Origin of the sequence: Butyrivibrio sp. NC2002, assembly GCF_000702265.1 — a bacterium.
Classification (GTDB): domain Bacteria; phylum Bacillota; class Clostridia; order Lachnospirales; family Lachnospiraceae; genus Butyrivibrio.
Window position 1 is genome coordinate 616,600 of record NZ_KL370881.1, and the last position, 13,279, is coordinate 629,878.

Sequence of the window (13,279 nt, forward strand, 5' to 3'; positions counted from 1 at the left end):
ATGATAGGGTTAAAAGCTAAAAAGGAGGATATGTATAATGCTTTTTTCAAACGAGAGCGGGGCACTTGTCGCAAAGCGCCAGGGAGAAACTCTTAGGATCGAAGCCTGGGGAAAGGATGCATTTAGAGTAAGAAGTACCATGTATCCGGAATTTACCGGAAATGATTGGGCACTTACGGAAGAAAAACCGGAGGCAAAAACTGTTATTTCAATTACGGAAAGAGAAGACGGTCCCTTTGCGGAAATATCAAACGGAAGAATAAAGGCAACTGTAAATTTTGCAGGTGTTCTTACATTTTATAGAGATGACAAGATGTTTTTGAGGGAGTACTTCAGAAACTACGGCGGCACAGAGTCCAAAGAATCAAGATGTCTTAAATATGTAAACAGGGATTTCAGACCTTACGTAGGTGGAGATTATCATCTTACAGTAAAGTTTGAGAGCAATGACGGCGAGAAGATCTTTGGTATGGGTCAGTATCAGCAGCCCTACACGAACTTAAAGGGCTGTGTTCTTAATATGGAGCAGAGAAACTCTCAGATAACAGTTCCTTTTGCTGTTTCAAGCCTTGGCTATGGCTTTTTGTGGAACAACCCGGCAGTTGGCCGCGTAACTTTCGGCAATAACTATACAGAGTGGATCGCAGAGGCTACAAAAGAGATGGACTACTGGATAACAGTAGGCGATGCGCCAAGGAACCTCATTGCAAATTATACAGAAGTTACAGGAAGATCACCCGAGATGCCCGAAGACCTGCTTGGATTATGGCAGTGTAAGCTTCGCTACCGTACACAGGAAGAGGTTCTTAAGGTTGCACATGACTGCCAGAAAAACGGTGTGCTGATCGACTGCATCGTAATAGACTTTTTCCACTGGACAGTACAGGGCGATTGGAAATTCGATGAAAAATACTGGCCTGATCCCAAGGCAATGGTGGATGAACTCCACAGCATGGGAATAAAGGTTATGGTTTCCGTATGGCCTTCAGTTGATAAGAGAAGTGAGAACTTCTATGACATGCTCGAGAGAGGTCTTCTTCTCAAAAATGAAAGAGGCGGACTTCAGAACTACGATTATCAGGGAGACTGCACAATATTTGATGCAACCAATCCTGAGGCAAGAGATTATGTATGGAATATCTGCAAAAAGAACTACTACGATCTCGGAATAGACATGTTCTGGCTTGATAACTCAGAGCCCGATCTTGTTAAATATGATTTTGATTCACTCAGATATCATATGGGACCTGCACTTGAAGTAAGTAATATTTACCCTCAGTGCTATAGCAGAGTTTTCTATGACAAGATGAAGGATATTCAGGACAGACCTCCGGTTAATCTGCTTCGTTCCGCATGGGCTGGAAGCCAGAAATACGGTAACGTAGTATGGTCAGGTGATGTTCCGAGTACATTTGAAGCATTCAGAGATCAGCTCGCAGCAGGTCTTAACATGGGTCTTGCAGGTATTTCATGGTGGACAACTGACATCGGCGGATTCATGACAGATGATGTAAATGACCCCGATTTCAGACAGCTCCTTGTCAGATGGTTTGAGTTTGCTGTATTTTCACCTGTTCTTCGTATCCATGGCGACAGAGGACCTTACAATATCCCTGCGCTTGATGATAGAGATTTCGGTGGCGGATACCTCCATACCGGTCAGGATAATGAGCTTTGGAGCTACGGCGAAGACAACTTCAAGATCATGAAGGATCAGCTCGCACTTAGACATAAGCTTATTCCTTATATCAAAACACTTTATGAGGAGACATCAAAGAACGGATCACCGATCCTTCGTACACTCTTCTATGAGTTCCCTGAGGATGAAAAGTGCTGGGAAACTTATGATGAGTACATGTTTGGTGATAAGTACCTTGTAGCACCTGTTCTTAATCTTAACGAATATGAGAGACAGGTATACCTCCCTGCAGGTAAGTGGGAAGATATAAGAGACGGCAAGGTTTATGAAGGTGGACAGACAATAACTGCCAGTGCACCTATTGAATCTATTCCTGTATTTGAAAAGAAGTAAAACATAGATTATGAAAAAACGTTTTGCACAAACAATTTCGCTTATATTGGCAGTCTGCACTCTTATGGGGTGCAGACTGCCTTTTGATGATACTAATCTGACAGAAGGAGAGAGAAAGTATCCTGAATTTTTGACGATCGATGTGTTTGATATCCAGTCAAATACTCAGGGGCTGCAGATTGGATGGTTTGCAAAAGCTGTAAAAGAGAAATTCAACATGCAGCTTAATATAATTGCTCCAAATAAAGAGGGGAATGGAGACGCCACTTACGAGAGCATGAGAGCATCGGGAAAACTTGGAGATATCATTATCTCCAATGCCGGTGATGGTATGCTCAGAGAACTTGTAAGAGAAGGGCTCATACTTGATATGTCGGATTATATATCGACCTGCGATAATCTGATGAAAAACATAGAGCAGATTGAAGTTACGTCTTCCTATGCAGATGCCGAAGGAATATGGGCTATACCAAGTGAAATATCGGATAAGCCAAACACAAGACCTGCTGATTATGATGAACCGACCAATGCCCCGTCTATAAGATGGGATTTGTACAGGCAGGCTGGCTATCCTGAGGTTGGGACAATCGAAGATTTACTGCCCGTTCTTTTAAAGATGCAGGAAATTGCCGGTACGTCAGATAGCGGAAATCCGGTATATGCATTTAGTCTGTTCAAGGATTGGGACGGCGGAGCTATGCAGAACGCGGGAGCTCTTGCTTCGTTATACGGTTACGATACTTTGGGTTTTGTGATGATGAATCCCGAAACAGGAAAGATGCAGAGTATAGCCGATGAAGATTCAATATATTTCAGAATGCTCAGATTCCTTTTTGAGGCAAATCAGATGGGACTTGTGGACCCGGATTCGCCTACGCAGACCTATGAAAAAGTTGCAGAAAAATTTAAGGATGGTGCAGTTTTGTATTCCTTCTGGCCCTGGATGGGAACGTCGCTTTACAATTCAGAAGAAAGGCTTTCAGAAGGAAAGGGATTCGCATCCCTTAAAATAGAGGATGCAAGCTACCTTACCTGGGGAAATGATCCGAACGGCAAACAGGGATTTTCTCTTATGATAGGAAGCTCCACCAAGGATCCTCAGAGAATGGTTGATTTCGCTAACTGGCTTTATTCACAGGATGGCACTGAAAAATGCGGATCACCTACAGGAGATTTCAGAGGCCCCGAGGGACTTACCTGGGAGATGACAGATGATGGTCCAAAGCTTACGGAATTTGGTGTAAAGGCATTTATAGATATGAAGCAGGATCTGGAAGTTCCCAAGGAGTACGGAGGAGGCCTCTGGAGCAGCGGTGTTTCATGGCTCAACTTTAAACCGGTAGATAAGCAGGAAGTCGATGATAACGGCGTTCCGTATTATTACACAATGTGGGACGATTACAAAAAGTATACCAAGACAAAGCTTTATAGTGATTGGGCAACATTTTATAAGACAGATCTGGAGCCTATAGAGTATTTTGAAAATGAAAACATGCTCACTATAATTCCCGGAACCGAATGGGCAGGCTATGAATATCCTTCATATATAGAAACAATCGAAGAAAGCAGCAGACAGACTATAGTTGATTATTCATGGAGAATGGTCTTTTCATCAAGCAGAGCTGATTTTGAATATCTGAAAAAGACGATGATAGAGACACTTGGAAGGATCGGCTACGACGAAGTTCTTGAGAAGAACATGGAGGCTGCACAGTCAAGGTATGAGCTCTTTAAGTCTGCATTGGAGGTGAAGGAGTGAAGAAAAAATCACGAGTTGGCAGACAGATGTACAACGTCCTGTTTTTTGCATTTATCATTCCGATAGCCATCATAGGCATCATGTCTGTTTTTATCCTCTACAGAGAGATGAAGGATAGATACGAGGCTCAGATCAAGGCAGAGAATACCAGGATCAAGTCCATAATGTTTGACATTACTTCAAGCGTTTATACAAATCTTGAAACGATAATGTCATCTCAGGATTATAGGGACATGTTCACCTCCTCTCACTTTGCAAGACAGGAGCAGGAGCAATATATATCTTTGACAAGAGCGATAGGGTCTCTTAGGGGAACAACAGCTGCAATTTCTTCTATAAATATTTATACAAATAATCCGGTTATTCCTACTGGCAACAACATTGTTAATGTCGGAAAAAGCGGGGAAGAAAAACTGGGAGATGATGCGAAGCTTGCTGCAGGAAGCGGAAATGCCGGAGATCCTTTCAGCAGATTTGAGTGGTATGAGCAGATAGATACCATGGCATGGAATTCATATACCTGCAGCCATGTACCATTAAATGATTATGAAGATGCATACGAGCTTACGCTTGTAAGACGTTTTAATACCGGCTCAAGTGAAAACAAAGCATACATGGTTGTGACTGTAAGCACAAACTATTTAAGGAACAGACTTATAAATAATGACGAATACATGCTGATATGTCTTTCCGGATATCCTGTATTTTTTTCATCTCAGTACGGAGAAACAGAGATAGAGATGCCCGAAATAAGTGAAGAAGGACCTGATAAGTACAACTTTTTAGGGGATATGATGCTTGGAGATGGGCTTGCGCTTACGTATATTTCGAGCTTTGCGCCATACAAGGTAGATAGCAGATTCTTTGTGCTGGTAGGTGACTATGAAGCACATGATCAGATAAATGCCATATTAAGAGAGTTCATGGTGATCCTTTTGCTTACACTTATGACGCCTATTGTCATAGTTATTATGTATTCAAGATTCTTTACGAAGAGAGTAAATGCATTAAGGCAGGCCATGCACAGGGCAAGCGTCGGAGACTATGACATAATTGAAGATGTGACTGGTGATGATGAGTTGTCAGATACCTTCAATGATCTTAAGCTTACAACTGAAAAAATAAGAGAAAACGAAGGAAGATATTACGAGCAGAGGATCCGCGAACAAGAGCTTATCAACATGCAGCAGAATATGGAATTTAAGATGCTATCGGGCCAGATAAATCCGCATTTCTTATATAACACCTTAGAGGCCATAAGAATGCAGGCGATAAGAGGCGGAGACAGAGACGTAGCTACTTCTGTCAAGTACCTTGCCAAGATCATGCATTATGTTCTTGAAAGTACCGGGAAAACAACGGCAACTCTGGCAGATGAACTAAAACATGTCGAGAGCTATCTGCAGATACAGAGACTAAGGTTTGGAGAAAAGGTCAGCTGGAACTTTTATATAGACGGAGAGTTTGACCCTGAGAAATATCATATTCTTCCGCTACTTCTTCAGCCAATAGTTGAAAACGCGATAACTCATGGCCTTAAGGATATGGACAGGAATGGGCACGTGAGCATAATTGTTGAATACGATATGAAAAACAGAAACTCCATGGAAGATGAGAGTGGACTTAAGTTATCTGAAACGACAGATAAGAGGAAGCTTCTTATCACGATAAATGATGACGGAAAAGGAATGACACAGGAAGAAGTAGAAAGACTTAATGCTTCCTTATCCGAAAAAAGAGTAGAGGGAGATGAGAAGGCTGCCCAGAGTATAGGTCTTTATAACATTCATCAGAGAATAAAGCTTGTATGCGGTGATGAATACGGAATGACTATCCGTGCACAGGAAGGAAAGGGAACCAGCGTAGAACTTCGACTTCCGGGCGACGGACTAAGCATAGAAAAAATGAACACTTTGGTAGTGGAGGAGAAAAAAGATGAGAGACAAGAATAAACTGATCAAAGACTGCATGGATAAAGCAGTTGAAAGCGGACATCTTGCAGGATTAAACCTTCTTGTATTAAAGGATGGCAAGGAAATATCCTATAATGAAGCCGGTTATGCCAATATTGAGGAGAATAAACCTTTTAAGAGAGATACTATCGTAAGATTGTATTCTCAGAGTAAACCTGTTACTGCAGCCTGTGCGATGCTTCTTATCCAGGACGGAATAATCGAGCCATATGAACCTGTCGGGGATTATATTGAGAGCTTTAAAAATCAGGAGATAGTTGAGGGCGGAGTAAGAAGGAGTGTAAGGGCAGACAGACCCATGTTCATAAAGGACCTCCTTGATATGACATCCGGTCTTGTATATCCCTTTGTCAACACACCTGCAGAAATCGGAACAGGAGAGATTTACAACGAACTTATTGAGCGCCTTACTTCCGATAACATGATGAGCACAATGGAATTTGCTGACAGACTAGGGGAGGTTCCGCTTAATTTTCAGCCGGGAGAACATTTTCAGTATGGAACAAGTGCAGATATACTTGGCGCTGTTATTGAGAAGGTATCAGGACAAAAGCTCGGCGAATTCATGAAGGAGAGATTGTTTGATCCTCTTGGAATGAAGGATACCGGATTCTATGTTCCGGATGAAAAAATGGACAGATATGCTATGGCATATAACTGCTATGGAGATCACCCTGTTCCATACAGCGGAAACAATCTGGGAATAAGAGATGACGGCAAAAAGAATGCCTTTGAGTCAGGCGGTGCAGGACTGTTTTCAACTGTTGATGATTATGCTAATTTTGCAAGAATGCTTATGAACGGCGGAACTTTTGAAGGAAAAGAGATACTTACAAAGAGAACCGTGAAATTCATGACAAGTGCAAAGCTTACTCCCTGGCAGCAGAATGATATGTACAGCTGGCAGACACTTGGCGGATTTTCATACGGTAATCTTATGCGTATCATGAAAGATCCCGAGAGGGCAGGCATCATGGCAGGAGAAGGTGAGTACGGCTGGGATGGCTGGCTTGGACCATATTTCTGCAATGATCCTGAGAGCAGAACAAGTATAATCATGCTCACACAGAGAGTTGATTACGGCACAGGCCCTGTTACAAGAAAGCTTAGAAACATTATATTCTCCTGATAACATCAAAATGACCATGTACAAAAATTACTGTAATTTTTGTAGAATTGAAAGGGTGCTGAAAAAATATAGATATTCATAAAATAAAACCTGTAGGAAACATAACTAAATGTTTCTTGCAGGTTTTTTGTTGTGCAGAGCACTTGGCGAAGATATTTGTGAGCCGGGTGGAAATTTCTGTATCAGCAACAACAGGGAGGATGAAAGAGTGTCTAAAGAAAAAATATCTAAAGTAGTCTATTATCCATATAGGATAATTTCCATGCTTCTTTTGGTTATTCTGTTCTTTCCGGGACTGAATGTTGCCAGAATAAGTGGTCTTATAAACAGAAGTACATCACTTCTTACTACAGGTTTTTCCTATGGTAATTTAATATCCAATTTTGGACGTGCGATAAAAAAAGGTTGGGTGCTTGAGTCTACTATGAGACTTCTTAATATATCCAGTCTTCTTATCTGCGTAGGCATAATAGTATGCGCTGTTGCAGCATGTCTTTCACTTGGAAACAGAAAATGCAAGTTCCTTGGTAATGCAATAAGTCTTACAGGTTCTGTTCTTGCCGCTGTATCTATGGGAGGGATCTGGAATGCATATTTCCAGATAGCAGCAACTACCAAGCCTTCCAAGGTAGAGCCCATGTTTCAGAATTTTTACTACATAATGCTTGTTCTTCTTGTGGCAATGGTTATCTTGTCAGCAGCTGAACTTATAACAGTTGGAAAACCCGGTAAAGATGAAAAATTTGAGATGGAAACGAAATTCAAATTATTCCTGATGTTTCTTCCTTTCATCTTACTGACATTTGTATTTTGCTATCTTCCGCTTTGGGGATGGAGATATGCCTTCTTTGATTACAAGGCGGGAGATACTCTCTCCTTTGATAATTTCGTAGGCCTCAAGTGGTTTGGTCAGCTTATAAGAAACAAATCAACAACGAGGGACATCATAAATGTTATGAAAAATACCCTTGCAATGAGCGGACTTGGAATAGCCACAAGCTGGATGCCGATGGCCTTCGCTATTTTTCTTTCTGAGATCAAGAATTCAAGATTCAGAAGATTTGTCCAGACATTTACAACTATTCCCAATTTCATAAGCTGGGTACTTGTATTCGCGATTGCATTTTGTATTTTTTCAACAGATGGTTTTATTTCATCACTTATGATAAACCTCGGCTTCTGGTCAGAGGGTAAGAACTTCCTTATGAGCGGATCTCATACCTGGATCAAGATGCTTTTGTGGGGCTTATGGAAAGGCCTTGGATGGAGCGCGATCATCTACATCGCAGGTATATCCGGTATCGATCAGCAGCTTTATGAAGCAGCAACAGTTGATGGTGCAGGACGTTTTCAGAAAATGTGGCATGTAACTGTTCCGGGGCTTATGCCTACATTTTACGTACTGCTTCTTATGGCAGTAGCCGGAATCCTTTCAAACGGAATGGATCAGTACCTCGTATTTGAGAATTCTTCGAACACAGCACAGATCATGGTACTTGATCTGTACGTTTACAAGATGGGTATTGTAAAGGGTGCTATTCCTCTTTCTACTGTTGTGGGAATGCTCAAATCAGTAATAAGTGTAACTCTGTTATATGTTGCAAATACCATCAGTAAGGTTCTCCGCGGAGAAACGATTGTATAAAGCGAAAAGCTTAAAGCAGCAAAGTTTTAAAACAAGAGGTGAAAAATGAGCAAATCAGAAATTGCAAAGAGGGAAGCTCTTTTAGAAAAAAAGTATGAAAAAACACACAGACCGCACATGAGATTAAAGGCCGGGGACATAGTATTCAGTATTATAAACTACACAGTTTTTGCACTATTTACGATCATATGTATTTTCCCTTTTTACTACCTTTTCATAAACACCATAAGTGATAACGAACTGGTAAGAAAAGGACTTATAAATTTTGTTCCCAAGGGGATACACTTTGAAAACTACATCAGACTTCTTCAGGTAAATGACCTGTTTGGAGCATTCGGAATAACAATTGCAAGAACAATCCTTGGTACGCTCCTTATGGTACTTGCATCAGCATTTGTAGGTTATCTTGTGACACAAAAGGATATGTGGGGAAGAAGCTTCTGGTACAGATTCCTTGTTATCACAATGTATTTTAATGCCGGTATCATTCCCTGGTACCTTAACATGGCAATGCTCGGACTTACCAATACCTTCTGGGCATACATTATCCCGGGAATAGTTGCTCCTTATAACATCATTCTGGTAAAGACCTACATAGAATCAGCAATTCCCGGAGAACTTCAGGAGAGTGCATCACTTGATGGTGCATCTCATATGAAGATTTTCTGGACAATAATACTTCCGCTTTCAAAGCCAATCCTTGCTACAATTGCAATCTTTGGTGCGGTAGGACATTGGAACTCATTCCAGGATTCACTTATCCTTATGCAGTCTGCTCCCAAGCTCTATACCTTGCAGCACAGACTGTACATATACCTTAATACAACAAGTAACCTTTCAGCACTTATGAGTGCAGGAAGTACTTCAGGAATAAGCAAGAGCGTTCTTGATTCTGCCCTTAACGGAAAAGTAATCAAGTACACAATTGCGATGGTAACAATAATACCGATCCTGTTGGTTTATCCTTTCATGCAGAGATATTTTGAAAAGGGAATCATGATCGGTGCAGTAAAGGGCTAAGAGCACTTGGTGTGTTAGTAATGTGAACAAACCCAAAAGGTTTAAAATAAAAGGAGGAAAATATGAAGAAAAAGGTATTATCAATTTTACTTGCTTCTACAATGGTATTTTCACTTGCAGCATGTGGAACAAGTAATCCTGCAGGAACAGTTGAGAATGCAGACACAACTGAAGAAGCAGAAGAAACAGAAGATGCAGCTGAGGAAACAGAAGAGGAAACAGAAGAGGAAGAAGCTTCTGAAACTGAAGCATCTGAAGATGCAGAAGTTTCAGAGACTGCAGAAGCATCAGGCGATCTCGAGGGTGATCTCTCAGACATTATCCCTGAAGAGACAGTTACACTTGATGTATATGATCAGCTTGCTAACTATTCAGGCGAACAGACCGGTTGGTTTGGCAAGATCATGCTTGATAAGTTCAATGTAAAACTCAATATCATTCCTGAAAACGACGGCGTATATGACACACGTATGGAATCAGGTAACCTCGGTGACATCGTAATCTGGGGTGCTGACGGTGATGACTATCAGCAGGCAGTAGACAAGGGAATGCTCTTTGACTGGGAAGAGGATGATCTTCTTACAGAGTATGGCCCTTATATCAAGGACAACGTTAGTGCAGCTCTTGAAAAGAACAAGAGCATTTCATCAGACGGAAAGCTCTACGGCTTTGGCTTTGACGTAACACGTTCTGCATCAGATCCCGGCTCATTCATGTATACATGGGATCTTAGATATGATCTGTACAACGAGATCGGATCTCCTGAAATTACAGATCTTGACAGCCTTGTAGATGTTCTAACGCAGATGAAGGAAGCATGCCCTACAGATGATAACGGAAACCCGACTTACGGTGTATCACTGTTCAATGACTGGGACGGCGACATGGTAATGTTCGTTAAGTCAACAGCTACAGCTTATTATGGATATGATGAGTTTGGTCTTGGTCTCTATGATCCCAGCACTCAGACTTTCCATCCCGTACTTGAGGAGAATGGTCCTTACCTTACAGCACTTAAATTCTATAACACACTTTATCAGAAGGGACTTCTTGATCCTGATTCACAGACTCAGGGATTCAACGGTATGCAGGAAGATTACCAGAATGGTACAGCATTCCTCAATGTATTTAACTTCATGGGCTCTGCACTTTATAACACACCCGATCACCTTGAGGCAGGAAAAGCTATGTTCCCTGTAAAGCCTTCAGAAGCTAAGCCTATCCGCTATGGTCTTAATGTTTACGGTGGAAACAGAATCTGGTCAATCGGTGCAAATACAGAATATCCTGAGCTTTGCATGGCTATCATCAACTGGCTCACAACACCTGAGGGACGTATGACCGCTGAATATGGTCCTAAGGATGTTTGCTGGTACTATGATGAAAACGGCAACACATGCTTCACAGAAACAGGTCTTGCCTGCAAGACAGACATCTCTACAGAGATGGGCAACGGTTACGAAGGAACATATGATGATGGTTCATTCAAGATGAACAACTCTACTTGGGCTCTTGATGCTCCTAACCCTGACAGCAACGGTGAGACATTCAACTATCGTAACTGGGCAAGCTACTCTACAGAAGCAGGCTCTGAGATCGAGAAGAAATGGAGAGACTGGGCAGGAGCAGCAACACCTGATGAGTATCTTGATAAGTATGACTACATCCTTTCACCCGGTACAATGTACATCGGCGGAGTTCGTTCTGACGAGCTTCAGGTTGTATGGGATCAGGTTTCAACCTGCGTAAAGGATAACTCATGGAAAGCAATCTATGCTGAATCTGATGAAGAGTTTGATTCAATTGTAGCTGAAATGAAACAGCAGGCTGAAGAATACGGCTATGAAGAGTGCATCGAGTTCCAGGAAAATGAAGCAAAACTCCGTGCAGAAGCTGAAGATGCTGCAATGGCAGAATAATAATTGCTCCTAATTGTTTTGAAATATTTATGTGGAAAAGCTGTAGCCTTCTGACTGCAGCTTTTCTTATATCATAGCGTTTTTATCATATAAAACGCTCCGCTAAGGATTTTACCGGATGAAGTATTAATTTTTTAAGAAATGAATAATCAGTGTTATGGTAAAATTATTAATGCGCAGATGAAGAAGGCAGAAAGGATACTTTTCATGGAAACCGTTTTAATTGCGGATGATGAGGAAAATATCAGAGAAGGAATAAAACTGATAATAGACTGGGAAGAACTCGGTTTTGAAATAGCAGGAGATGCAAGTAACGGAGAGGAAGCGCTTTCTGCTATAAAAAAGCTGAATCCTTCTCTTGTTGTCATGGATATGCAGATGCCCAAAATTCATGGGATCGACGTTATAAAAATGGCCAGGCAGCAGGGGTATGAGGGCTATTTCATTATTTTGTCAGGGTATTCCGATTTTTCATATGCAAGAGATGCGATAAGAAACAATGTGACCAATTATATAACCAAGCCTGTTGATGAGGATGAATTATATGACACGGTCAAAAAAATAAAAGAGCAGATAGACAGACTAAGTAAAGAAGGCGGCAGGCTCGGCAAGATAAGGAAGAAGGCGAGAGGAGTTGTTGTGAATGAACTTCTTCTTGGCACTTATTTTGAAGAAGACAACAAGGAAGTAGATGAAGAACTTCTTGATGAACTTGGTAACATGAAGCTTTTGTATCCGCAATATCAGGTTCTTATACATGAAACCTATCATACCGGAAGTGAAAGGAAGGATTACAGACTGCCTGATATTCTCCCCACATTTCTGGATGATGGCAGCTACGAAATAACTACGATAGACAGAGACGAGTGCGTCCTGCTAAAAGGAAGGGCAGCGGTATCAAGGTTTGAAGATTTTATACTTCATTATGAGAAAGCTCCTATAGAGTCGGATAGCCCTTTGGATGCGATCTTTATTGCACTTGGGGAGAAGGTAGATTCACCTGATAAGATCGCAGCCTCTTATGAATCTGCAAAAAAGCTTGCCGGAAGGCGTTTCTTTTGTGACTATGGAGAGCATTTTGTAAGAGAAGAAGATCTGCTTAATGTTGATGGAAGCAAAACAAACCTGGAGAAGGAAGACAATTTCCTTGATAAAAACAGGCAGAAGGATATTGCCGAAAGCATTATAAATGCAGTGGTTTCCGGAAACAGAAATGCAATGATAAACGAGCTTGTAAACTTATCTGACTATGTGAAAAATTCAGGTGAAGGAAGCAGTGATGTATGTTTGTATCTCACAGAGATACTTCTTCAGATAAAGGACAGGCTCTCAAAGCAGTATGTCGGATTATCAGATCTGTTCGACACCCATGCGGGAATAATAGAATTTGTAGAAGGCAGATTTTATCTGTATGAAATAATCCAGTATATGACGGACATTCTTGACGAAGCTATAAAAAGGCTCCATGACAGGCAGGGTTCGGAAAACGTAATAGCGGATATTATTTCCTATACAGAGAGAAATTATATGCAGCCTCTTACACTTGAAGATCTGGCTTTAAACTTTGGATATAACAGCGGATATCTGGGGAGGTTATTCACCAAGACAACAGGTACCGGCTACAACTATTACCTTAATGAGTGCAGGATAAAAAAAGCTAAAGAGCTCTTACTTGAGGGTAAATATAAAGTATATGAAGTCGCGCAGCTTGTAGGATACAGCGACGTGGACTATTTTGGTAAGAAATTCAGAAAACATGCGGGGATGACACCCCAGGAATTCAAGAAAATGAATTAATATAT

General features: G+C 41.3%; 8 protein-coding genes. All 8 read left to right on the plus strand.

The window, feature by feature from the left end; translation table 11 throughout:
- The first annotated feature begins 37 nt into the window (after window positions 1-37).
- The 8 genes from T543_RS13680 to T543_RS13715 all read left to right on the plus strand — a co-directional run bounded on the left by T543_RS13680 (window position 38) and on the right by T543_RS13715 (window position 13,274).
- Window positions 38-2,032: a glycoside hydrolase family 31 protein gene (locus T543_RS13680; protein ID WP_051638787.1), complete on the plus strand. Its 1,995-nt coding sequence runs from the start codon at window positions 38-40 to the stop codon at window positions 2,030-2,032.
- A gap of 10 nt (window positions 2,033-2,042) precedes the next feature.
- Window positions 2,043-3,791: a type 2 periplasmic-binding domain-containing protein gene (locus tag T543_RS13685; RefSeq protein WP_035769305.1), complete on the plus strand. Its 1,749-nt coding sequence runs from the start codon at window positions 2,043-2,045 to the stop codon at window positions 3,789-3,791.
- On the plus strand, window positions 3,788-5,743 hold the full coding sequence (locus T543_RS13690; RefSeq protein ID WP_035769307.1) for a sensor histidine kinase: 1,956 nt from the start codon (window positions 3,788-3,790) through the stop codon (window positions 5,741-5,743). The genes T543_RS13685 and T543_RS13690 overlap by 4 nt, the downstream gene beginning before the upstream one ends.
- A complete protein-coding gene (locus T543_RS13695; RefSeq protein WP_035769309.1) occupies window positions 5,727-6,893 on the plus strand; it encodes a serine hydrolase domain-containing protein in 1,167 nt (388 codons plus the stop codon). Before T543_RS13690 ends, T543_RS13695 begins: the two co-directional genes overlap by 17 nt.
- 109 nt (window positions 6,894-7,002) lie before the next feature.
- On the plus strand, window positions 7,003-8,538 hold the full coding sequence (locus tag T543_RS13700; protein ID WP_242839524.1) for an ABC transporter permease subunit: 1,536 nt from the start codon (window positions 7,003-7,005) through the stop codon (window positions 8,536-8,538).
- Between the two features lie 45 nt (window positions 8,539-8,583).
- Window positions 8,584-9,558 (plus strand): carbohydrate ABC transporter permease, encoded by a 975-nt coding sequence (locus tag T543_RS13705; protein ID WP_035769311.1) that lies wholly within the window; start codon window positions 8,584-8,586, stop codon window positions 9,556-9,558.
- Window positions 9,559-9,620: 62 nt separating this feature from the next.
- The gene (locus T543_RS13710) at window positions 9,621-11,477 is read left to right on the plus strand and encodes an extracellular solute-binding protein (protein WP_035769313.1); all 1,857 of its coding nucleotides are present in this window, start codon (window positions 9,621-9,623) and stop codon (window positions 11,475-11,477) included.
- Between the two features lie 207 nt (window positions 11,478-11,684).
- On the plus strand, window positions 11,685-13,274 hold the full coding sequence (locus T543_RS13715; protein ID WP_197023972.1) for a response regulator transcription factor: 1,590 nt from the start codon (window positions 11,685-11,687) through the stop codon (window positions 13,272-13,274).
- Window positions 13,275-13,279: the final 5 nt, after the last annotated feature.